This is a genomic window from Pantoea sp. LMR881 (genome assembly GCF_027157825.1).
In the GTDB taxonomy this organism is placed as follows: Bacteria; Pseudomonadota; Gammaproteobacteria; order Enterobacterales; family Enterobacteriaceae; genus Pantoea; species Pantoea haifensis.
In genome coordinates, this window is record NZ_JAPVOK010000002.1 from 1,157,269 (window position 1) to 1,178,113 (window position 20,845).

Consider the following 20,845-nt stretch of genomic DNA (forward strand, 5'->3'; position numbering starts at 1 on the left):
TGATCTGTTTTTTGCAGGCTGATCTTCTCTCCGGTCTTTCCTGTTCAAAGGGAAAGACCGGAGAGAGCAGATCAAGCGCAAAGACTTAGCGGCGATTACCGAAAATCCGCAGCAGCATCAGGAACAGGTTGATGAAATCGAGATAGAGCGTCAGTGCACCCATGATCGAATAACGACGCAGGTTTTCCGTGTCGCGCGCATCTATCTGCTCACCGATGTTTTTCAGCTTCTGCGTGTCATAGGCTGTCAGTCCGACAAACACCACCACGCCGATATAGGTAATTGCCCACATTAACGCCGGGCTTTTCAGCCAAAAATTCACCAGCGACGCCAGCACAATGCCAATCAACGCCATGAACAGTAAACTGCCTATGCGGCTCAGATCGCGTTTGGTGGTATAGCCATAAAAGCTCATCGCACCAAACATGCCAGCGGTAACAAAGAAGGTGCTGGCAATTGATGAATAGGTATAAACCAGAAAGATGCTCGCCATGGTCACGCCGGTAAGAGCCGAATAGAGCATGAACAAGCCGGTGGCTACCGCGCCGCTCAGACGATGTACCATTCCGGAGAGGAAAAACACCAGGGCTAACTGGGCGATAATCAGGCCAAAGAACGTGATGCGATTAGCAAACACCAGTTCCATCACGGCAGGCGTACGCGCAGCGAACCAGGAGACAAAGGCAGTCAACAGTAATCCGCAGGTCATCCAGCCATAAACCTGCGCCATATAAGCCTGCAACCCGCTGGTTGCAGGCTGCACTAATGAATCATTACGTGGATATCGGTCCATGATGCACCTCCTGATAGTCGGATTTGGACATTTTACGAAACGGAGCATCGCTAAGTGTGGCACAGCTCAGCGCAACTGTGCCACAACACGCGGTTTAACGACGCGACATACATTGTTGATAGCGGCTGTCGACACGTTGTGCAAACCAGGCCGTGGTAAGATTGCGGGTAATTTTCGGACTTTCCAGCTTAATGCCCGGCAACATTTCACGGGGTACACGGCGTCCCGCCATTTTATCGGCCAGAGTAAATACCTGCTTCCAGAGATCGCTGTCGCTGAAATTCGCCTGCTCACCCTTCTCCAGATCGCGACGAATTTCGCTGTTGCTCATATCAATGCGTTTCGCCAGCGTGCGCACCGCCAGCTCCGTTGAACCGGCTTTCTCAGAGCCGTAGAGGATCAGATCGCCATCCAGTGCCAGTTTCATGCCCGTAGCACGAGAGACCGCAGCCTGAAACGCAGCATTGCGACTGGCGTACCAACCGGCATTGAAATCGGCAAAACGATAGAGCGGCTGGCTGTAGTCAGCCGGATAGCCCAGAAGATGCATCGTGCCGAAATAGATCCCACCGTGACGGGTAAATACTTCACGCCGAATCGAACCGTCCACCGGCCACGGATAATCTCTGGCATGCGCTTCGGCAAAATTAATACTGACCTGCATCGGCCCGCCTGTGTGAATCGGGTTGAGATCGCCGAACAGCGTCTGCCCCATCGGGGCCATCTCGATAAAATCGTCAAAAATGGCACTCAGCTCTTTTTCACTGCGCACCTTATCCAGCCGTGCTGCGTAGCTTTCGCCGGTCGGTGATTTGATCAGCAGGGCTGTGCGTACCAGGAATGCCGGAACGTGAACTTTCGCGGCACGACGGTCAATTTCGCCCCAGGCAATTTCAGGCAAGCCGGAAACGCTCGCTTCGGCGCTAAAACTGGATTCCTGACCGGTAACGGCAATCACGGCACACAGATTACTGGCGCTGGGATCAATCTGTTGGGTGCGGAATGAGGTGTAAATATCCTCTGCCCAGCCCGATTTGTTTGTGACGTGGGTGGGCAACAGACGCTGGATTTGTGCTTTAACATCAGCGGGTTGGCGAACCGGGGCTTCCGGCTCCTTTTTCATGCTACACCCGACCAGCACCAGGGAGGCGACCAGCGTCAGGCGTGGCAGAAGCGTTTTGAATGACATACCTGTCCTCTGAAATAAACCAAACGCCTACCTTAACATTGTGGCGCTTTACGCGGCCTCTGTTTTTCTGAACTCTTTTCCTGAACTATGTTTATCCTTTTACGGTTAAAAGGATGCAACATGTTAAAACTCTGGCCTCTCGCTGCGCTTAGCCTGCTGTTGGCGGGCTGTGGCGGCAATACATCACCAACAAACGTTAAGTCGCCTGGTCTCCCCACCTCCTCTTCTCTTCAGCTACTGGAAAGCGGCGCAGAGGTGATGCAGTCTCGCCCGCCCATTGAGGCGATTAGCGCCTATCTGGATGGTTTTCATTTCTATAACGGCGATCAAAACGGGCAGATGGAAGCGCATCATTACGTGACGGTGTTGAACGAAGATGTGATGCAGGCAGTGATTTATGACGGCAACACGCGGGATGCAAAACTCATGGGGGTTGAATACATTATCAGCGAGCGACTCTATAAGAGATTGCCGCCAGAAGAGAAAAAGCTGTGGCACAGCCATCAGTATGAGGTTAAATCGGGTTCGCTAATTGCCCCCGGCCTGCCCGCCACAGCGGACCATGCATTAATGAGCCGCATCGCCAATACCTATGGAAAAACCTGGCACACCTGGCACACTGACCGCGATAAAACCTTACCACTCGGCATTCCTGCTTTAATGATGGGCTTTACCGCCGACGGGCAGCTGGATCAACGGCTGCTGAACGAGCGTGACCAGCGATTTGGTGTCGATACGAAAAAGATACGTGCTGAACGGGCCGATATCGTGACGCATCCGGTGGTGCCCGGCGCAAATGCCTGGCAACAAGGTGAAGTGATTCAGTTGAAACGCGTGGCTGGCGGCGGTGAGCACGCCCACGGCGAAACCCACTTCGCGCCAGCCGAGCAGTTGAAAAAACCTTAATCCCAGCGTTGCGCCGCCTGATGATCGCTGTCACGCGCATCCACCCAGCGATCGCCCTGTTCAGTGGCTTCGCGCTTCCAGAACGGTGCACGGGTTTTCAGATAATCCATCACAAACTCCGCAGCGGCAAAGGCGCTGCTGCGGTGCGCACTGCTGACGCCAACAAAGACAATCTCGTCACCGGGGAACAGTTCACCGACGCGATGAATAACCGTGACGCGATGTAAAGGCCAGCGTTGGCGCGCATCGTCAACGATCGCCTGCAGAGCCTTTTCGGTCATGCCGGGATAATGTTCCAGCGTCAATGCTGCAACGTTGTCGCCCAGGTTATGATTGCGCACTTTGCCGGTGAAGGTCACCACTGCGCCATCTTCTTTGCTGGCGGCCAGCCAGTGATACTCCTCCGCCATACTGAACGGTGCACTGCCAACGCGAATTTGTGTTTCCATATCAGCCTCCCGTAACGGGTGGGAAAAACGCGACTTCATCGCCTGCTTTCAGCGGATGGCTCATCGGCACCAGTGTCTGATTTACCGCAGCCAGCAGCTTGCCCGATTCCAGCGCCAGCGCCCAGCGATCGCCGCGCTGAGCCAGTGCGCTGCGCAAAGCAGCAACATCAGGATAATCCGCTGGCATCTCCAGCGAAGGGGTGCCCGTTAGCTCACGCACCTGTGCAAAAAACAGTACGTTAATCATGATCCACCGCCTGAAAATCACCTGATTTCCCACCACTTTTCGTCAGTAACCGCAGCTGATCAATCACGATATCCTTCTGGACAGCTTTGCACATATCGTAGATGGTCAGTGCCGCAACGGATGCCGCCGTCAACGCTTCCATCTCCACACCGGTTTTCCCGCTCAGGCGACAAAGTGAAGTAATACGCACCCGGTTAAAATCTGGTTCAGCCACCAGGTTCACTTCAACTTTGCTGAGCATCAGGGGATGACAGAGCGGGATCAGCTCCCGGTACGTTTTGCCGCCTGAATACCGGCAATGCGCGCCGTAGCGAAAACATCGCCCTTGTGATGGCTGCCTTCAATGATCATTTGCAGCGTTTCGGGTTTCATCAGCACCAGAGCTTCTGCCTGCGCTTCTCGTACCGTTTCCGCTTTGGACGACACATCAACCATATGTGCTTCGCCTGCGGCATTAATATGTGTGAGTTGTGACATGCTCAAAGCTTCTTTAAATGTGAAACAAAATTACATGGGCGGGTGCGCGCATCCAGTTGTTCAGCAATGATGCGCTCCCACGCGCTGCGGCAGGCGCTGGTCGAGCCTGGCACCGCCATAATCAGCGTCTGATTTGCCATACCCGCTATCGCTCGCGATTGCAGCGTAGAGCCGCCAATTTCTTCATAGGAGATCATGCGAAATAGCTCACCAAAGCCATCAATTTGTCGATCAAACAGCGGCAACAGTGCTTCTGGCGTACTGTTTTTAAGGTTAAAACCGGTACCGCCGTTAACGATAACCACCTGGACATCCTCACTGGCTATCCAGCGTGAAACGATGGCGCGAATACGATAAATGTTGTCGGGCACAATGGCATGATCGAGCACGCTGTGACCAGCTTCGCGGGCGGCTTCACGCAGGTAATCGCCTGAGGTGTCATTGCTGGCATCGCGACTGTCAGAAACGGTCAGGACCGCCATCTGCACCGGTTGAAACTCGCGGGTTGGTTTACCCATGATTGCTCCTGAATTTATCCGCCAATGTAGGAAAGGTTCTGCGTGATGCCGGTATTACCCTGATGCAGAAAATGCGTCTGCTTTTTCTGGCCCAGGCTGCTGGCAATACGTGCCTGCAATTCTGATTGTTGGTCATCCGAAGCCAGCAAATCGCGCAATGGGATACCGCCATCGCCAAACAGGCAGAGATGCAGATTGCCCTGCGCGGAGACGCGCAGGCGATTACAACTGGCGCAGAAATCTTTTGAATAAGGCATGATCAAGCCGATTTCGCCCAGATAATCAGGGTGATAAAACACCTGTGCCGGGCCGTCGCTGCGCCCGCTCATGCGGCGCTGCCAGCCTTGCGCGATAAGCTTGTCGCGAATGACTTCGCCGGAAACATGTTGCTGGCGAAACAGCGATCCGCCATCACCGGTTTCCATCAGTTCAATAAAGCGCAGCTGAACAGAGCGGGTACGGATCCAGTCCAGAAAGGTTGTCAGGTTGCGGCTGTTAAGATCGCGCATCAGAACACTGTTGACCTTAACCTGTTGAAAACCCGCCTCGAAAGCAGCATCAATGCCCGCCATCACCTGATAAAACTTATCCTGGCCGGTAATCGCGTGAAACTGACGTGCATCAAGGCTGTCAACGCTGACGTTAAGCGCGGTTAAACCGGCATCGCGCCACTGTTTAACATCGCGCGCCAGTCGATAGCCATTGGTGGTCACAGCGATATGGCGAATAGATTCGTTTTCACGCACTGCGGCAATTATGTCGGTAAAATCGCGGCGCAGCGACGGCTCGCCGCCTGTCAGGCGCACTTTTTCAGTGCCCGCAGCAGCAAATGCGCGCGTCACGCGTCGGATCTCATCCAGTGACAGAAAACTTTTGTTACGAATACCGTGCGGTTTGTAGCCGTCCGGCAGGCAATAGGTACAGCGGAAGTTACATACGTCCGTGACCGATAAACGCAAATAGTAAAATTTGCGCTCAAATGCATCAGTAAATTGTGGCACCAGAACACCTTTCCAAAGTCGGGAGATGCAGTCATTTCTTTCTGCACCCTGGCAGCGTAAAGCTGCGGCCTGAGTTCCCTATCTTGCGACTTAGGTACTCAGGCTAGAGTGTACGTTGACCCTGTGATCAACGCGGTTAGTGAGATGGTAGCGCGATTTATCTCACTATTCCAACGGCTGTTTTCGCTATATATTTAATAATATAACGAATTTTCACCGCATTTTAGCGACAGGATACGTTAAAATGCACAGCAGAATTTGACGCTTGTCATCCCCGTCTGGCTTTTGCCTGCTAAACAGCTTCAGCAGACGCGCAATAAGGAATTATATGAATCGAACCCTCGCCGATCTTGATCGCGTGGTGGCTTTAGGCGGTGGACACGGTTTAGGCCGCGTAATGTCGGCGTTATCACCACTTGGCTCGCGCCTGACAGGCATTGTAACCACCACCGATAATGGTGGTTCAACCGGTCGCATTCGTCGCTCTGAAGGCGGTATTGCCTGGGGCGACATGCGAAATTGCCTGAACCAGTTGATTACCGAACCCAGCGTCGCGTCAGCCATGTTTGAATACCGCTTTGCCGGTAACGGCGAGCTGGCTGGGCACAATCTCGGCAATCTGATGCTAAAAGCCCTCGATCACCTCAGCGTCCGCCCTATTGAAGCCATTAACATCATCCGTAATCTGTTAAAAGTAGATGCCTTTCTGATCCCTATGTCTGAGCAGCCCGTGGATCTGGTGGCGCTGGATAAGGAAGGCAACATGGTTTACGGCGAAACGGCGATCGATGAAATGGTGCAGCCGCCACAAGAGATGATGCTGCATCCCAATGTCCAGCCCACGCGTGAGGCGCTGGAAGCGATAGCTGAAGCCGACTTAATTCTTATTGGCCCCGGCAGTTTTTTTCACCAGCCTGATGCCCATTCTGTTGATGGACGACATGGCGCAAGCCCTTCGCCGTACGCCTGCAACCATGGTGTTTATCGGCAACCTGGGGCGCGAGTTGAGTCCGGCAGCGGCTAATCTGACGATTGCCGATAAGCTGGCCATGATGGAGCGTTATATTGGTAAGCGGGTAATTGATGCTGTGGTGGTGAGCCCGGCGGCTGATATCAGCCACGTAGAGAATCGCTTAATTGTCCGCGAGCCGCTGGAAGCCGCCGATATTAAATATCGTCACGACCGCCAGCTGCTACGGGTGGCATTAGAGCACGCCATTCAGGGATTTAATTAAGTTACGACGCGGCAATAAACAACGTGCGCAGTTCATGCAGCTGGTCACGCACGTTAGCCGCCTGCTCAAACTCCAGGTTCTGCGCATGTTGCTGCATCTGCCCTTCAAGCTCGTGAATTTTCTTCTGCAAAGCCTGTGGCGTCAGCGCCAGATAATCTGCTTCTGCCTCAGCTGCGCCACGACGTGTAGATTTCGCCTTACCGCGCGTTTTCACCACATTGTTGCCCAGCTCCAGGATGTCGGTGATTTTCTTGTTCAGGCCCTGCGGCACAATGCCTTTCTCTACGTTGTAAAGCTGCTGTTTTTCGCGACGACGTTCCGTTTCGCTAATCGCTCGCGCCATTGAAGGCGTAATTTTATCGCCGTAAAGAATCGCTTTACCGTTAACGTTACGGGCAGCACGGCCAATGGTCTGAATCAGCGATCGTTCTGAACGCAAAAAGCCCTCTTTATCGGCATCAAGAATTGCCACCAGCGAGACTTCAGGCATGTCCAGACCTTCACGCAGCAAGTTGATCCCCACCAGCACATCAAACTCGCCCAGGCGTAAATCGCGGATAATCTCCATACGTTCTACTGTATCGATATCGGAGTGCAAATAACGCACCTTTTCACCGTGTTCTTCCAGATATTCGGTGAGATCTTCCGCCATGCGCTTGGTTAACACCGTCACCAGAACGCGCTCGTTGATCGCTACGCGTTGGCGGATCTCCGACAGCAGATCGTCAACCTGGGTCGCCACCGGGCGCACCTCAATTAATGGATCCAGTAAGCCGGTAGGACGTACTACCTGATCGATCACTTCCGTGCCCGATTTTTCCAGTTCGTAATTGCCTGGCGTCGCTGAAACATAAATGGTTTGCGGTGCCAGTGCCTCAAACTCTTCAAACTTCATGGGCCGGTTATCGAGTGCAGACGGCAAACGGAAGCCATACTCCACCAGCGTCTCTTTACGCGCGCGGTCACCGCGATACATGCCGCCGATCTGCGGTATGGTGACGTGCGATTCATCGACCACCAGCAAGCCATCTGCGGGCAGATAATCAAACAGTGTCGGAGGTGCTTCACCCGCTCCGCGCCCGGAAAGATAGCGCGAGTAGTTTTCGATGCCAGAGCAATAACCCAGTTCGCCCATCATCTCCAGATCAAACTGCGTGCGCTGGGTGATGCGCTGCTCTTCAAGCAACTTATTGTTTTCCAGCAACACTTTACGGCGATCGCCTAATTCAACTTTAATATCTTCCATTGCCTGCAAAATACGCTCGCGCGGCGTAACGTAGTGCGTTTTTGGATAGATAGTAAAGCGCGGAATAACCGATTCCACCTGTCCGGTGAGCGGATCAAACAGTGACAGCCGCTCGACTTCTTCGTCAAACAGCTCAACGCGCAGCGCAATATCATCAGATTCTGCCGGGAAAATATCGATGACTTCACCACGCACGCGGAACGTACCGCGCTGGAAGGCTTGATCGTTACGGGTATATTGCAGTTCTGACAGGCGACGCAGAATGCTGCGCTGATCGATAATCATGCCGCGCGTCAGGTGCAGCATCATTTTCAGATAGAGATCGGGATCGCCCAGACCATAAATCGCCGATACCGATGCCACGACAATCACATCGCGGCGTTCCAGCAACGCTTTTGTCGCTGACAAACGCATCTGTTCGATGTGCTCGTTAACCGACGCATCTTTTTCAATAAAGGTGTCCGAGCTGGGAACATAGGCTTCTGGCTGATAATAGTCGTAATAAGAGACAAAAAATTCTACCGCGTTTTCGGGAAAGAATTCTTTGAATTCACCGTACAGCTGCGCCGCCAGCGTTTTGTTCGGAGCCAGCACCATGGTGGGACGATTAAGATCGGCAATGACATTGGCAACGGTAAAGGTTTTCCCCGAACCGGTTACGCCTAATAACGTCTGGTGAGCCAACCCATCTTCAAGCCCCTCTTCAAGACGACGAATGGCTTCAGGCTGATCGCCAGAAGGCTTAAAAGCGGAGTTTAATTTAAAGACTTTACTCATGAATGCGGTTCCTGCTGAAGAAGTCGGCGGGCAGGCAATCATTTTACTCTGCTATGGTGATTTTGCCAGAAAAAAATACTGGATATAATTACAGTTGTGATGCAGAGTAACAGGTGAACGCGGCTTGCCCTTATTATCGCATGGCGGTCCACTTGCAGATTATTTTGTTGCGCAAGGTTATCCCCAGGCAGAGCGTGATTTTAACATTTGTCAATAGAGCGTCATAAAATTGCAGTTCGATGAACTGACAGATAATCCTCAGACTTGTTTTTTATTAAGCTATTGATATTACTTGATTAACGCAAAAAGCCCAGTTTCTCAGCATTATGTTACCAGGCCGCGTATTTCCTCGCTTCAAAGCTGTTTTCATTACCTAATGCACAAGGTTATCCACAGGAATAGTGGATAACTAAAGTGAAGCCAACCGCCATCGGCTGTGTATAATTTTTTCCCCACTGCAGTTCCGGTTAAAAATATTTTTTTTCGGCTAATTTCACCTCTTTCTGTTGCGCTTTAGCTATCCTTTTGGTGCCCGCCCGCGAAATTAATGCGCCGGATGAGCAGGTTAACGCACACGCCTGTTCAGACTTTTTGCATTATGACCGATCAAATGCACCAGAAACGTTAAGCAATGAGCACTGTCAAAGTGCAAATGTTTTATAACTTTGCGAAATTATTAAGCATTACTCATCTTTTATTGCAATTTTTTCAGGGCTTAAGGCTAAATCTGACGCCAATGATAATCTGGCCTGGGAATTGCAAGCTTAGTTCCAGTAAGTAACAACGCGCTCCGGCGCACTGTGCGGCAATGGCGTTAGCGCCATCGTTGATGACTTGTTTGCCAGACGACAAAGAGCGGAAGCATTCAGGCTAATTATCTGGAAGGAGTGTGTCAGATGCTGAGTTTACGTTCGGTGAATCAGTTTTACGGTCAAAACCATATTCTGTGGGATGTGGATCTCGATCTGCCGCCCGGTACCTGCACCGGGGTTCTGGGTCGCTCTGGTATGGGTAAAACCACACTGGTGAACTGTATTATGGGAAGACTGCCGATAAACAGCGGCTCGATCTTCTGGCATGAAGATGGCTCGCCGCCTGAAAATCTGCTGCTGCAACCGGCTGAGCAGCGTGCACGCCGGGGTATTGGCTATGTGCCGCAGGGCCGTCATATCTTCACCCAAATGAGCGTTGAAGATAATTTATTGATCGCACTGCTGGCAGGCGCGGATCAGGCCGATCGTCATCGCACGATCCCTGAAATGGTTTTTGATCTTTTCCCGGCACTCTACTCATTACGCCAGCAGCGCAGCGGCAATCTGCCGATCGATCAGCAGCAGCAACTGGCGTTAGCGCGTGCGTTAGTGTTGCAGCCGAAGCTGCTGATCCTTGATGAGCCCACCGATGGCATGTCGCCGTGGCTGGAAGAGGAGATGGGGAATTTGATTCGTCGTCTGAATCTGGATTACGGCATGACAATTTTGCTGTTAGAGCAGCGCGTCTCGCTGATCCGCCGCGTAGCCGACTATTTCCTGCTGCTGCACCGTGGCCGCAACGTGGCGCAGGGAAAAGTAGCTCAGCTCGATGATTTCACCGTCAACAAATGGCTGACGGTGGTATAAAGGCGACTTATTCGGGCAGGATCAGATAACGCCCACAGTCTGCATACTGGCTGGCTTCGGTTAGCCAGGGAATTTCACCAAGGCAGGGAGCCGGTAAGCGTTGATTTAGCGTAGCGAGATATTCCTGATGACGTTTGCCGGGTGGCAAAACATCATTAGCAATCCAGCCAGCCAGACGTAAACCGCGCGCCTTTATCGCCTCTGCGGTGAGCATAGCGTGATTAATACAGCCCAGCTTTACTCCCACCACTAAAATAACGGGCAACTGTTCGCGCTCTACCCAGTCGGCATAGGTTTCCGTTTCTGAAAGCGGCGTATACCATCCGCCTGCACCTTCGACCAGTACCCAGTCTGCGCGCGATTCAAGAGTTCGCAAGCCTGCCGACAGCGTCGTGAAATCGATCGGTCTCTTCTCTTCTGCGCTGATAATATGCGGCGAAGTCGGCTCGATAAATGCCATGGGATTGACCTGCGCGTACTCCAGCGCCACGCTGCTGTAACGCTGTAGCGCCAGGGCATCACTGTTGCGAATGCCGTCAGGCGTAACATCACAGCCAGAAGCGACAGGTTTGTAGCCTGCACAGCGATAGCCCGCTGCACTGGCCGCCTGCAACAGTGCGCTGCTGGCAACAGTTTTACCCACTTCGGTGTCGGTGCCAGTGATAAACCAGCGTTTCATAATTGAGTCACTCCATACATCAAATGGTAACTGAGGCGAAATCCCTGCGCGTCGCGTGGCCAGCATCTTTCCAGCTGCGCCAGACGCTGACGCGTTAACAAACGGCTCTCACGCCCGCTGTGTAAATGGGTTGCGCCAATGCCTTTCAGAGAGCGCATCGCGCTTATGGCGTCAGGGAAATGCAGAGTAATGACCTGTGAATGACATTGCAGATGATATGCAGCACAGACCGTCGCGATCTCCTCTTCGGGGAGAAAGCGGTTCGCATGTGAATGGTTATCCAGTGCAGACCAGGCCTGGTGCACTTCATGCAGTGAGCCGGCGCTTAAAGTGGAGAACAGCAGGCAGCCTTGAGGACGCAGAACGCGCGTAAACTGGTGCAATGCTGCACGCAAATTGTCACTCCACTGCACCACCAGATTGCTCCACACCACATCCACACAGGCATCTGACAGCGGCAAAGCATCAATATCGCCCGCCAGATAGTGATGGGCCGCCTTATTCTGTCGGGCCTGTTGCAGCATTTGCGGCGAGAGATCCAGTGCAGTGACCTGCTTGCCGCGTTGCTGCCAGACGCGACTGTACCAGCCAGTGCCGCAGCCAGCGTCTAATACAGCATTGCCGCTCTGCGAAGGCGCCAGCGCCAGTAGCGCATCACCGCTGAGGCGTTGCAGTTCAGCGTGGCTGTCGTAGTGAGCAGCAGCACGACCGAAGGCGCGTGCGACGGCACGTTTATTGACCTGCAGCGTCATGCAGCGCCTCCAGCAAAACATCGATATCTTCCGGCTGATGTGCCGCCGTTAGCGTAATACGTAAGCGTGCCGTGCCCGGCGGCACGGTTGGCGGTCGAATCGCACTGACCCAGCAACCCGCTTCTGCCAGCCTGCGGGATAACGCCATCGCCTGCGCATTTTCACCAACAATGAGCGGCTGAATGGCGCTTTCAGAGCCCATTAATTGCCACGGCAGTGAAGCAGCACCGGCTCTGAATCTTTGTATGTTGGCACTAAGTCGCTGTCTCAGCGCGTCACCTTGCTGCACCTGTGCAAGCGCCGCCTGTAGCGCACAAGCCTGCGCTGGCGGCATCGCCGTTGAATAAATCAGATGACGTGAAAACTGCAAAAAATAGTCGGCGGTCGCCTCATCACACAGCAATGCCGCGCCGCTCACGCCAAATCCTTTTCCAAAGGTGACTATCAGCAATTCCGGCTTAACGCCCTGCTGCCAGCAACTGCCGCGCCCTTGCTCGCCAACCACCCCAATACCGTGCGCATCATCCACCAGCAGCCAGCCCTGTGCGCAACGTGTCTGCTCAGCGATCGCCTGCAACGGTGCGCTGTCACCATCCATGCTAAAGATGCCTTCCGTCACCACCAGCGTCTCCCCTTCACAGGGAATGGCCAGGCGCGCGGCGAGACTCTCTGCTGCGTTATGGCTAAAACGGCGCAACTGCGCCGGACTGTGGCTGGCAGCATCCAGCAGCGACGCATGGGCCAGCTTATCAGCCAGAATGCGATCCGTTTTTTCCGCCAGAAGATGAATAACCGCCTGATTAGCGGCGAAGCCGGAAATAAACAGCAGCGCACGCCGGTAACCGAGCCAGTCTGCAAGCTGCGCCTCTAAATCGGCATGTAAGCGGTTAAAACCCGTGACATGCCCGGACGCGCCTGCACCTGCGCCGGCCTGTTGTGCACCGCGCTGCCAGCCAGCGATGACCGCCGGATGCTGGCTCAGCCCCAGATAATCATTGCTGGAAAAGTGGCGATAGCGTTTCCCCTCCACCGTCAGTAAACGCGTGTGGTTTTCATCAGTCACGTGGCGCTGACGCCAGCCATCGGCTGCGTGCCGCTGCTCCAGCGCCGTGGTAATACGTTGCTGCCAGCTCATTACACCGCCGCGTTATAAAACTGGTCGGTATCCGCGTTGAATAACTGCTCGCTCAGATGCTGCTGCTGTTCGTTATCACCGCTTTGCGTGTGAGTGTGTTCCGGATTCAGTCCCAGCTTGCGGAACAGGATTAAATCTTTGTCCTCTTCCGGGTTTGGTGTGGTGAGCAGCTTGCAGCCATAGAAAATAGAGTTGGCACCCGCCATGAAGCACATCGCCTGCGTCTGTTCGCTCATCTGCTCACGTCCGGCAGAAAGGCGTACATGGGAGGCAGGCATCATGATACGCGCCACGGCAATGGTACGAATAAAATCGAATGGCTCTACATCATCGTTATCGGCCAGCGGTGTGCCTTTCACTTTCACCAGCATGTTGATTGGCACGCTTTCTGGCGGCGTCGGCAGGTTAGCTAACTGCACCAGCAAACCGGCGCGATCGTTAACGGTTTCACCCAGCCCAACAATGCCGCCTGAACAGACCTTGATCCCGGCATCACGCACTTTGCCCAGCGTGTCCAGACGCTCCTGATAGCTGCGCGTGGTGATAATACTGCCGTAAAATTCTGGTGAGGTATCAAGATTGTGGTTGTAGAAATCGAGCCCGGCGCCAGCCAGTCGCTGTGCCTGTGTGTCACTGAGTGTGCCGAGCGTCATGCAGGTTTCCATGCCCATCGCCTTGACGCCCTCAACCATTTTTTCAAGGTAAGGCATGTCGCGATCGTTCGGGTTTTTCCACGCTGCGCCCATGCAGAAACGGCTGGAACCCGCCGCTTTCGCTTTACGCGCGGAGATCAGCACTTCTTCGACTTCCATCAGACGTTCAGATTCAAGACCGGTTTTATAGCGTGCGCTCTGCGGGCAATATTTGCAGTCTTCCGGGCAGGCGCCGGTTTTGATTGATAACAGGGTACTGACCTGCACCTGGCGCGGGTCAAAATGCTGACGGTGCACCTGCTGCGCTTCAAACATCAGTTCGAGAAAAGGTTTATCAAACAGCGCCTGTGCCTGCGCCAGAGTCCAACGTTGTGCCATTGCTTGCTCCAAAAAGGGTGTCATCCCGACGATTAACGTGGTTATACTTGTAAACTATATTTTTTATTTTTGGTTTACAATACCCATGTTCAGTCAGAGCGACAGCGAATTTGACCGCCAGCATATCTGGCATCCCTATACCTCAATGACCGATCCCTGCCCTGTTATCCGGTGGTGGCCGCACAGGGCGTCCATTTGCAACTGGCTGATGGCGGTGAATTAGTAGACGGTATGTCATCATGGTGGGCAGCGATTCATGGCTATAACCATCCCCGACTGAATCAGGCGATGCAGCAGCAGATGACGCAGATGGCGCACGTGATGTTTGGCGGCATCACTCATCCGGCAGCGGTGGCCTTGTGTCGCAAGCTGGTGGCGCTGACGCCTGCATCGCTGGAGTGCGTGTTTCTGGCTGATTCCGGTTCGGTATCGGTTGAAGTTGCGATGAAGATGGCGCTGCAATACTGGCTGGGCCGGGGTGAAGTGCGTCAGCAATTTTTGACGCTCAAGCGTGGCTATCATGGCGATACGTTTGCCGCCATGTCGGTTTGCGATCCTGATAATTCCATGCACAGCTTATGGCGTGGCTATCTGCCTGAGCATCATTTTGCTGCCGCGCCGCAATGTGCGTTTGATGATGAGTGGAACGAACGCGACATCGACGATTTTGCCCGACACATGGAACAGCGTCATCATCAGCTCGCGGCAGTGATCCTTGAGCCGATTGTGCAAGGCGCGGGCGGCATGCGTTTCTATCATCCACGCTATTTGCAGCAGGTGCGTGACTTGTGCGATCGCTACGGCGTGCTGCTGATTGCAGATGAAATTGCCACGGGCTTTGGTCGCACCGGCAAGCTGTTCGCCTGCGAACATGCGGCAATTGAGCCAGATATTTTATGCGTGGGCAAAGCGTTAACTGGCGGCACCCTGACGCTGGCGGCAACGCTGACCACACGCGAAGTGGCAGAAACCATCAGCCGCAGCCCGGCAGGGTGTTTTATGCATGGCCCGACGTTTATGGGCAACCCGCTCGCCTGCGCCGTCGCAGTTGAAAGCTTAACGCTGTTAGAGGAAGGGCACTGGAAGACTCAGGTTGCGGCGATTGAACGGCAACTGCGTGATGAACTTTTACCTCTGCAGGCGTCACCGCAGGTGGCTGATATACGTGTATTGGGTGCTATCGGCGTGGTTGAGACGCACAAGCCGGTTAATATGGCCGCGTTACAGCAATTTTTTGTTGCACACGGCGTGTGGATCCGCCCATTTGGTCGTCTGATTTACCTGATGCCGCCTTACATTATCGAGCCGGAGGCGTTGACGAAACTCACCCGGACGATTGGCGCGGCACTTGAGCATCCTTCCCATTTTGTCTCCTGAGTTGGGCTAACAACTGGAAGTAACACACTTTTTCGTTAATATGAGGTGTGATTCCTCAACCACTGAAGGAGATGTGATGCGAGTTTATAGCCGAGGATTTTAACGACGGCGACAAAATGCCGGAGAAGCACGTTTTTAATGGCATGGGTTATCAGGGCGAAAATCTCTCCCCGCATCTGGCGTGGGAAGATGCGCCGGAAGGGACGAAAAGCTTTGTCGTGACCTGCTACGATCCGGATGCGCCTACCGGTTCCGGCTGGTGGCACTGGGTCGTTGCCAATCTTCCTGCCAGCACCGCTTCTCTGCCGCAAGGTGCCGGTTCGGGCGCGGCATCATTGCCTGCTGGCGCGGTACAGACGCGGACAGATTTCGGTAAAGCCGGTTACGGTGGTGCCGCACCGCCGCAGGGCGAAAGCCATCGCTATATCTTCAGCGTGCATGCACTGGATGTGGATAAGATTGAGGTTGATGAAGGTGCAAGTGGTGCAATGGTGGGCTTTAACGTGCATTTTCACGTGCTGGCCAGTGCGTCGGTTACGGTAATGTATTCCTGATCATCCCCAGCCTGATGCCCTCTCCCACAGGAGAGGGCGATGGGGTTAAAGCTGATGAATCACCACCCACATTGGTCCCTGGCCCACCGCATAACGGCCAACAGGCTGTAACAGTCCCTGCGGCCCGGTAATACGATAAACCTCAATATGATGTGATTTCTGTCCTGCCGCCACCAGATACTGACCGCTGTTGTCAATGTTGAAACCGCGCGGCTGCGTTTCGGTCGGCTGGAATCCTTCTACTGTTAATAATCCACCCTCTTCACTGACGCTAAAGATTGCCAGCGTGCTGCTGGTACGATCGCAGGCGTAAAGAAAGCGGCCATTCGGCGTCAGATGGATATCTGCTGCCCAGCGTGTACCCTCAAAGCCCGGCGGCAGCAAATCCAGCGTCTGCACGCGCTCAACCTCACCCTGTGCATGGTTTAGCGCCCAGACATCCACGGTGCTGTCCAGTTCGTTGACGCAGTAGGCGTAATTGCCGTTGGGATGAAATACCATATGGCGCGGGCCGGCACCCTCTACAGTGGTAACCTGTGCCTGCTGACGTGGCGTTAGCTGGCCTTCAGCACCCAGTTCAAACAGGCAGATGCGATCCTGCTTTAACGCGGGCACGAACAGCGTTTGATTAGCGTTATCGATATTGGCGGAATGACAACCGGCAAGGCCGTTAATCACCTGCGTTGGCGCTTGCGGTATTCCCTCGGCGTTGATCGGGCTGACGCTGACACACTCATCATTATAAGAACCGCAAAACAGGAATTTTCCTGTGCGATCGGTCGAAATGTGCGTTGGGCTGCCTGGCAATGGTGCCTGGCCCGCTTCAGTCAAGGTGCCATCCGCCGCAATGCGGAAAGCTAAGACGCGAAAATTGGGGCGTACGCCAACATAGAGGAAATCTTTTTTCGGACTCACCACCATTGGCTGAACCTGGCCGGCAACATCCGTCACCTGAAGCAGTGTGAGTGCGCCATCTTCATTCAATTGCCAGACATGAATTTGCTGACTTTCGGGACTGGCGGTGTAGACAACTTGTTTCATGCATTCTCCTTTTATGCTGCCGCTATGTTCAGTGGGTCACTTTAGCGCGTTTTCTTTGACGGCGCTGAGATCATTTGTGCCCTGTTTTTTGTCTCAGGGCCGCGGTCAATGTAGACTTGGCCCTTCGCTAACGCATACAGACGGAAGGATTAATGAGCTATCGTGTAATCGCCCTCGACCTTGATGGCACGCTGTTAACGCCAGCAAAAACCATTCTGCCGCAGTCCATTGAAACCCTGCAACGCGCACGTCAGGCGGGTATTAAGGTCGCCATTGTGACTGGCCGCCATCACTGCGCTATTCATCCTTTTTATCAGGCATTAGAGCTGGATACGCCAGCAATTTGCTGCAATGGCACCTATTTGTATGATTACCAAGCCCAAAAGGTGCTGGCTGCCGATCCGATGGATAAACAGCAGGCGCTGCGCGTGATTGAAATGCTGACTGCGCAGCCGATTCACGGCTTGCTGTATGTGGACGATGCGATGCTCTATCAAACGCCGACCGGGCATGTTATCCGCACCATGAAATGGGCCGAATCGCTGCCGCCGCATCAGCGTCCGCTGTTTAAGCAGGTGCCGGATCTGGCGCAGGCTGCACACGACGCAGAATCGATCTGGAAATTTGCGTTGTCGCACGAAAACATCGTTGAGCTGGAGCTGTTCGCAGAAAAAGTTGAAGCTGAATTAGGACTGGCGTGCGAATGGTCATGGCACGATCAGGTTGATATCGCGCAGCGCGGCAACAGCAAAGGGAAACGGCTGGCGCAGTGGGTTGAATCGCTTGGGTTGAGCATGAATGACGTTATCGCCTTTGGTGACAACTATAACGACCTCAGCATGCTGGAAGCGGTTGGCATGGGCGTCGCAATGGGCAACGCCGACGAGGCGATCAGAATCCGGGCGAAAAAGGTGATCGGCACCAATCTCGAACCCAGTATTGCCGACACCCTTAATCACCTACTGCTTGCCTGAGCGGATCGCGGTTCAGGCCGTGACTGAAACGCTTTTAATCTGGGCATAGAGCCACTGTTCTGGCCGAATGCCCAGTTCATCCCGTGCCCACGGCGAGATACGCGCCCATAATTCGCTGATGCCGATGCGCAGCCTGACTTCAATCTGATCCCCGACCTCAATCAATTCCACCACCTGCGCCGGTAAAATATTGCGGATAGAAGTGTTGTGTGGCGGTTGCAGCGCCAGGGAGACATCGGCTGAGGCGATACGAATACGCAGCGGCGTTTTAGCGGGCTGATTTATCCGACTGACCCAGATATGCTGATCGCCCAGCGACAGTGCCGTCATCGGGTAATCGGGGTGCTGCTCTAACACCTGCACACGCAGCACGCTGGTGAGTTCGTTGAGTGGCAGCCAGGGCCGCATTGCACTGCTGCCCCAGACGCGCTCCAGCGAACCAAACGCCTTGACTTTTCCGCTGTCCAGCACCAGCACATTATCCGCTAATTGCAGTATCTCTTCGAGGCTGTGTGAAACATACAGCAGCGGAATTTCAACCTGCTTTGCCAGCTTTTGCAGATAAGGCATCAGTTCACGCTTGCGCGGCAGGTCGAGTGAAGCCAGAGGTTCATCCATCAGCAAAATATCGGGGGCGGTGAGCAAGGCGCGACCAATCGCCACCCGCTGCTTTTCGCCTCCTGACAGCGACAGTGGAAAACGATTTAGCAGGGTTTCAAGCCCAAGCAGAGACACCAGTGCCTCAAACTGCCCTTTCATTTTGGCTGCCATGCCATATTGCAGGTTTCCACGCACGCGATAGTGGGGAAACAGCCGCGCATCCTGAAAAACATAGCCAATGCGGCGTTTTTCAGGCGGTAATATGATCTGTTTATCCGCATCAAACAGGATGCGGTCGTTAAGCTGGATCGTGCCGCTCTGCGGCTGGGTTAAACCACCGATGGCATTGATTAATGAGGTTTTACCGGCACCGGATACGCCAAATATGGCGGTAATCCCTTTGGCCGGAATGTGCGCATTGACCTCAAGCACATGATCGCCCAACTGCTGGGAAAAATTGAGTGACAGCATGATTATGCCCCCATCCGCTTACGACCCCAGCGGGCCAGCCATTCAGAGATCAATAGCGATGCCAGCGCCAAAACGATGGCGATGACGCAGAGCCGGGCTGCGGCGCTTTCTGCGCCCGGTGTCTCAATCAGGGTGTACATTGCCAGCGGAATGGTACGCGTCTCGCCGGGGATATTGGATACAAAGGTAATCGTTGCACCAAATTCACCGAGCGAGCGTGCAAAGGCCAGCACAGTCCCAACAATGATGCCGGGCAATGTGAGCGGTAAAGTGATGGTAAAGAATACGCGCCAGCGGCCTGCGCCCAATGTGCGTGCTGCCTGTTCCAGTCGCGTATCGACCGCTTCTAATGCCAGACGAATTGCACGCACCATGAGCGGAAACGCGATCACTGCAGAGGCTAAAGCGGCCCCACGCCAGCTAAAGGCGAAGCTGAAGCCAAACCAGTCATAGAGCTTTTCACCTATAAATCCACGTCGCCCCAGACCAATTAATAACAGATAGCCCACCACCACGGGCGGCAACACCAGCGGTAAATGAATCAAACTGTCGAGCAGGGTTTTGCCTGGAAAGCGGCAACGTACCAGAATCCAGGCAATCAGGATGCCAAACGGCAGGCTGCAGAGCACGGCAATGCCAGACACTTTCAGGCTAAGCATGACCGCCTGCCATTCGAGATCGCTGAGTATCATGTCTTAGGTGTGAATCCGTAACGTTTAAACACGGCTGCCGCTTCCGGCCCTTTTAAATACTGATAAAAAGCAGTAACGGCTGAGCCGTTGTGATCCTTAACTATCGCCATCGGATATTCGACTGCTTTATGGCTCGATTCCGGGAACGTGCCAACCACCTGTACTTTATTGCTGGCAACAGCATCTGAACCATACACAATGCCAAACGGCGTTTCATTGCGCTCCACCAGCGCCAGTGCGGCACGTACATTGTTTGCCCGCGCCATAACTGGAGACAGCGTTTCCCACGCGCCCAGTTTCTGTAACGCCTCTTTAGCGTAGATACCGGCAGGCACGTGATCGGGATCGCCCACCGCCAGACGTTCACCTTTTAGCAGGCTTTTCCAGTCGGTGTGGTTGTCGATATTAACCGCTTTTACGGTGCTGCTACGCGGTGCGATCAACACCAAATCGTTACCCAGCAAGGTAAAACGTGTGTTATCGATCATGCTCTTTTTAGCCACCGCATCGTCCATCCACTGCTGATCGGCAGAGATGAACAGATCGGCAGGTGCGCCCTGCTCAATCTGACGCGCCAGCGTAGAAGAGGAGGCAAATGAGGAGACGACCTCTACGCCACTTTTCTGCTGATACTGGCTACTAATCTCCTGCAGAGCGTTGGTTAACGACGCAGCAGCAAACACAGTAATTTTTTCAGCCGCAGCAGCCTGACCGGCCAGCGACACACTCAACACAGCGGCAATACCCCAACGGTACGATGATACAGACATGGTGTTCTCCAGTGGTTCGTTGTATAGGCGATAATATAACGTAAGTTCCCGGAGTGTCATGACATTATCGGCAGGAAAAGCAGAAGATTGAGGGCGGGGAAAATAATAACGCCCGCTGACATGGCGGGCATTTCAGGAAATCAATTTTGTGAACGGGGGCTGTTTTCGCGACGGCCAAATTTTGAGATGACGTTAAATACTTCACCCAGGCCATAAATCAGACCCAACATCACCGCCATCACAACGGGTACCATAATTACCGCCACGGCGAGGCTTTTAAGCAATTCCAACATGGAGAGTCTCACTCTGCGA

20 protein-coding genes, 3 pseudogenes and 1 riboswitch are annotated in these 20,845 nt (G+C 53.8%); of the genes and pseudogenes, 6 read left to right on the forward strand and 17 right to left on the reverse strand.

Going from position 1 to position 20,845, the window contains the following annotated elements:
- Positions 1–85 precede the first annotated feature (85 nt).
- Both O3W44_RS07245 and O3W44_RS07250 read right to left on the reverse strand, forming a co-directional pair.
- Positions 86–793 (reverse strand): Bax inhibitor-1/YccA family protein, encoded by a 708-nt coding sequence (locus O3W44_RS07245; protein WP_269292531.1) that lies wholly within the window; start codon positions 791–793, stop codon positions 86–88.
- A gap of 94 nt (positions 794–887) precedes the next feature.
- The gene (locus O3W44_RS07250; protein WP_269292532.1) at positions 888–1,982 is read right to left on the reverse strand and encodes a DUF1615 domain-containing protein; all 1,095 of its coding nucleotides are present in this window, start codon (positions 1,980–1,982) and stop codon (positions 888–890) included.
- A gap of 120 nt (positions 1,983–2,102) precedes the next feature.
- Here O3W44_RS07250 and O3W44_RS07255 point away from each other — a divergent pair, with 120 nt between their 5' ends.
- Positions 2,103–2,888 (forward strand): OBAP family protein, encoded by a 786-nt coding sequence (locus tag O3W44_RS07255; RefSeq protein ID WP_269292533.1) that lies wholly within the window; start codon positions 2,103–2,105, stop codon positions 2,886–2,888.
- Here O3W44_RS07255 and moaE read toward each other — a convergent pair.
- The 5 genes and pseudogenes from moaE to moaA all read right to left on the reverse strand — a co-directional run bounded on the left by moaE (position 2,885) and on the right by moaA (position 5,580).
- On the reverse strand, positions 2,885–3,337 hold the full coding sequence (gene moaE, locus O3W44_RS07260) for a molybdopterin synthase catalytic subunit MoaE (RefSeq protein ID WP_269292534.1): 453 nt from the start codon (positions 3,335–3,337) through the stop codon (positions 2,885–2,887). The two genes, O3W44_RS07255 and moaE, sit on opposite strands and share 4 nt — an antisense overlap.
- A 1-nt stretch (position 3,338) precedes the next feature.
- Positions 3,339–3,584: a molybdopterin synthase sulfur carrier subunit gene (gene moaD, locus O3W44_RS07265; RefSeq protein WP_269292536.1), complete on the reverse strand. Its 246-nt coding sequence runs from the start codon at positions 3,582–3,584 to the stop codon at positions 3,339–3,341.
- Positions 3,577–4,061: pseudogene (gene moaC / locus O3W44_RS07270) on the reverse strand (cyclic pyranopterin monophosphate synthase MoaC). The gene moaD and the pseudogene moaC overlap by 8 nt, the downstream one beginning before the upstream one ends.
- A 2-nt stretch (positions 4,062–4,063) precedes the next feature.
- Positions 4,064–4,579: a molybdenum cofactor biosynthesis protein B gene (gene moaB, locus O3W44_RS07275; protein WP_269292537.1), complete on the reverse strand. Its 516-nt coding sequence runs from the start codon at positions 4,577–4,579 to the stop codon at positions 4,064–4,066.
- Positions 4,580–4,593: 14 nt separating this feature from the next.
- Positions 4,594–5,580, reverse strand: a complete 987-nt coding sequence (gene moaA / locus O3W44_RS07280; RefSeq protein WP_269292538.1) for a GTP 3',8-cyclase MoaA — start codon at positions 5,578–5,580, stop codon at positions 4,594–4,596.
- A riboswitch (molybdenum cofactor riboswitch) is annotated at positions 5,570–5,703 on the reverse strand. It overlaps the preceding gene by 11 nt.
- A 205-nt stretch (positions 5,704–5,908) precedes the next feature.
- Between moaA and O3W44_RS07285 the strand changes: the two are divergent.
- Positions 5,909–6,815 (forward strand): annotated as a pseudogene (locus O3W44_RS07285) (gluconeogenesis factor YvcK family protein).
- 1 nt (position 6,816) lies between these two features.
- Here O3W44_RS07285 and uvrB read toward each other — a convergent pair.
- Positions 6,817–8,838, reverse strand: a complete 2,022-nt coding sequence (gene uvrB, locus O3W44_RS07290; protein ID WP_269292539.1) for an excinuclease ABC subunit UvrB — start codon at positions 8,836–8,838, stop codon at positions 6,817–6,819.
- Positions 8,839–9,734: 896 nt separating this feature from the next.
- Between uvrB and O3W44_RS07295 the strand changes: the two genes are divergently transcribed.
- Positions 9,735–10,457 carry an ABC transporter ATP-binding protein gene (locus tag O3W44_RS07295; protein ID WP_269292540.1) on the forward strand — a complete coding sequence of 241 codons (723 nt, stop codon included), beginning with the start codon at positions 9,735–9,737 and terminating at the stop codon, positions 10,455–10,457.
- 7 nt (positions 10,458–10,464) lie between these two features.
- Here O3W44_RS07295 and bioD read toward each other — a convergent pair whose 3' ends face one another.
- Genes bioD through bioB form a run of 4 tightly spaced genes read right to left on the reverse strand, consistent with a single transcriptional unit; the run spans position 10,465 to position 14,054 of the window.
- Positions 10,465–11,136 carry a dethiobiotin synthase gene (gene bioD, locus O3W44_RS07300; protein ID WP_269292541.1) on the reverse strand — a complete coding sequence of 224 codons (672 nt, stop codon included), beginning with the start codon at positions 11,134–11,136 and terminating at the stop codon, positions 10,465–10,467.
- A complete protein-coding gene (gene bioC / locus O3W44_RS07305; RefSeq protein ID WP_269292542.1) occupies positions 11,133–11,888 on the reverse strand; it encodes a malonyl-ACP O-methyltransferase BioC in 756 nt (251 codons plus the stop codon). Before bioC ends, bioD begins: the two co-directional genes overlap by 4 nt.
- Complete coding sequence (gene bioF, locus O3W44_RS07310; protein ID WP_269292543.1) at positions 11,869–13,023, reverse strand: 8-amino-7-oxononanoate synthase; 1,155 nt, start codon at positions 13,021–13,023, stop codon at positions 11,869–11,871. Before bioF ends, bioC begins: the two co-directional genes overlap by 20 nt.
- Positions 13,023–14,054, reverse strand: coding sequence for a biotin synthase BioB (gene bioB, locus O3W44_RS07315; RefSeq protein WP_269292544.1), 1,032 nt, complete (start codon positions 14,052–14,054; stop codon positions 13,023–13,025). The genes bioF and bioB overlap by 1 nt, the downstream gene beginning before the upstream one ends.
- Before the next feature lie 85 nt (positions 14,055–14,139).
- On the opposite strand from bioB, the pseudogene bioA reads away from it, so the two are divergent.
- Positions 14,140–15,431 (forward strand): annotated as a pseudogene (gene bioA, locus O3W44_RS07320) (adenosylmethionine--8-amino-7-oxononanoate transaminase).
- A 116-nt stretch (positions 15,432–15,547) separates the two neighbouring features.
- Positions 15,548–15,985 carry a kinase inhibitor gene (locus O3W44_RS07325; protein ID WP_442954616.1) on the forward strand — a complete coding sequence of 146 codons (438 nt, stop codon included), beginning with the start codon at positions 15,548–15,550 and terminating at the stop codon, positions 15,983–15,985.
- Between the two features lie 45 nt (positions 15,986–16,030).
- On the opposite strand, the gene pgl is transcribed toward O3W44_RS07325, so the two are convergent.
- A complete protein-coding gene (gene pgl / locus O3W44_RS07330) occupies positions 16,031–17,026 on the reverse strand; it encodes a 6-phosphogluconolactonase (RefSeq protein ID WP_269292545.1) in 996 nt (331 codons plus the stop codon).
- Positions 17,027–17,178: 152 nt separating this feature from the next.
- Here pgl and O3W44_RS07335 point away from each other — a divergent pair, with 152 nt between their 5' ends.
- Positions 17,179–18,000 (forward strand): pyridoxal phosphatase, encoded by an 822-nt coding sequence (locus tag O3W44_RS07335; protein WP_269292546.1) that lies wholly within the window; start codon positions 17,179–17,181, stop codon positions 17,998–18,000.
- A 12-nt stretch (positions 18,001–18,012) separates the two neighbouring features.
- Here O3W44_RS07335 and modC read toward each other — a convergent pair whose 3' ends face one another.
- The 4 genes from modC to O3W44_RS07355 all read right to left on the reverse strand — a co-directional run bounded on the left by modC (position 18,013) and on the right by O3W44_RS07355 (position 20,826).
- Complete coding sequence (gene modC, locus O3W44_RS07340) at positions 18,013–19,071, reverse strand: molybdenum ABC transporter ATP-binding protein ModC (RefSeq protein WP_269292548.1); 1,059 nt, start codon at positions 19,069–19,071, stop codon at positions 18,013–18,015.
- Positions 19,072–19,073: 2 nt separating this feature from the next.
- The gene (modB, locus tag O3W44_RS07345; protein WP_269292549.1) at positions 19,074–19,763 is read right to left on the reverse strand and encodes a molybdate ABC transporter permease subunit; all 690 of its coding nucleotides are present in this window, start codon (positions 19,761–19,763) and stop codon (positions 19,074–19,076) included.
- Entirely contained in the window at positions 19,760–20,533 is a 774-nt protein-coding gene (gene modA, locus O3W44_RS07350; RefSeq protein WP_269292550.1) for a molybdate ABC transporter substrate-binding protein, read from the reverse strand. The genes modB and modA overlap by 4 nt, the downstream gene beginning before the upstream one ends.
- 140 nt (positions 20,534–20,673) lie before the next feature.
- Positions 20,674–20,826, reverse strand: coding sequence for an AcrZ family multidrug efflux pump-associated protein (locus O3W44_RS07355; protein ID WP_269292551.1), 153 nt, complete (start codon positions 20,824–20,826; stop codon positions 20,674–20,676).
- Positions 20,827–20,845 lie beyond the last annotated feature (19 nt).

Bases quoted from the DNA above. Each gene is read 5' to 3' on its own strand.
- bioC (WP_269292542.1), bottom strand. From the start codon at position 11,888: ATGACGCTGCAGGTCAATAAACGTGCCGTCGCACGCGCCTTCGGTCGT.
- moaB (WP_269292537.1), bottom strand. From the start codon at position 4,579: ATGGGTAAACCAACCCGCGAGTTTCAACCGGTGCAGATGGCGGTCCTG.
- uvrB (WP_269292539.1), bottom strand. From the start codon at position 8,838: ATGAGTAAAGTCTTTAAATTAAACTCCGCTTTTAAGCCTTCTGGCGAT.
- modB (WP_269292549.1), bottom strand. From the start codon at position 19,763: ATGATACTCAGCGATCTCGAATGGCAGGCGGTCATGCTTAGCCTGAAA.
- O3W44_RS07245 (WP_269292531.1), bottom strand. From the start codon at position 793: ATGGACCGATATCCACGTAATGATTCATTAGTGCAGCCTGCAACCAGC.
- bioF (WP_269292543.1), bottom strand. From the start codon at position 13,023: ATGAGCTGGCAGCAACGTATTACCACGGCGCTGGAGCAGCGGCACGCA.
- moaE (WP_269292534.1), bottom strand. From the start codon at position 3,337: ATGGAAACACAAATTCGCGTTGGCAGTGCACCGTTCAGTATGGCGGAG.
- O3W44_RS07335 (WP_269292546.1), top strand. From the start codon at position 17,179: ATGAGCTATCGTGTAATCGCCCTCGACCTTGATGGCACGCTGTTAACG.
- O3W44_RS07295 (WP_269292540.1), top strand. From the start codon at position 9,735: ATGCTGAGTTTACGTTCGGTGAATCAGTTTTACGGTCAAAACCATATT.
- modC (WP_269292548.1), bottom strand. From the start codon at position 19,071: ATGCTGTCACTCAATTTTTCCCAGCAGTTGGGCGATCATGTGCTTGAG.
- moaD (WP_269292536.1), bottom strand. From the start codon at position 3,584: ATGATTAACGTACTGTTTTTTGCACAGGTGCGTGAGCTAACGGGCACC.
- O3W44_RS07250 (WP_269292532.1), bottom strand. From the start codon at position 1,982: ATGTCATTCAAAACGCTTCTGCCACGCCTGACGCTGGTCGCCTCCCTG.
- O3W44_RS07255 (WP_269292533.1), top strand. From the start codon at position 2,103: ATGTTAAAACTCTGGCCTCTCGCTGCGCTTAGCCTGCTGTTGGCGGGC.
- bioB (WP_269292544.1), bottom strand. From the start codon at position 14,054: ATGGCACAACGTTGGACTCTGGCGCAGGCACAGGCGCTGTTTGATAAA.
- O3W44_RS07325 (WP_442954616.1), top strand. From the start codon at position 15,548: ATGCCGGAGAAGCACGTTTTTAATGGCATGGGTTATCAGGGCGAAAAT.
- O3W44_RS07355 (WP_269292551.1), bottom strand. From the start codon at position 20,826: ATGTTGGAATTGCTTAAAAGCCTCGCCGTGGCGGTAATTATGGTACCC.
- modA (WP_269292550.1), bottom strand. From the start codon at position 20,533: ATGTCTGTATCATCGTACCGTTGGGGTATTGCCGCTGTGTTGAGTGTG.
- pgl (WP_269292545.1), bottom strand. From the start codon at position 17,026: ATGAAACAAGTTGTCTACACCGCCAGTCCCGAAAGTCAGCAAATTCAT.
- bioD (WP_269292541.1), bottom strand. From the start codon at position 11,136: ATGAAACGCTGGTTTATCACTGGCACCGACACCGAAGTGGGTAAAACT.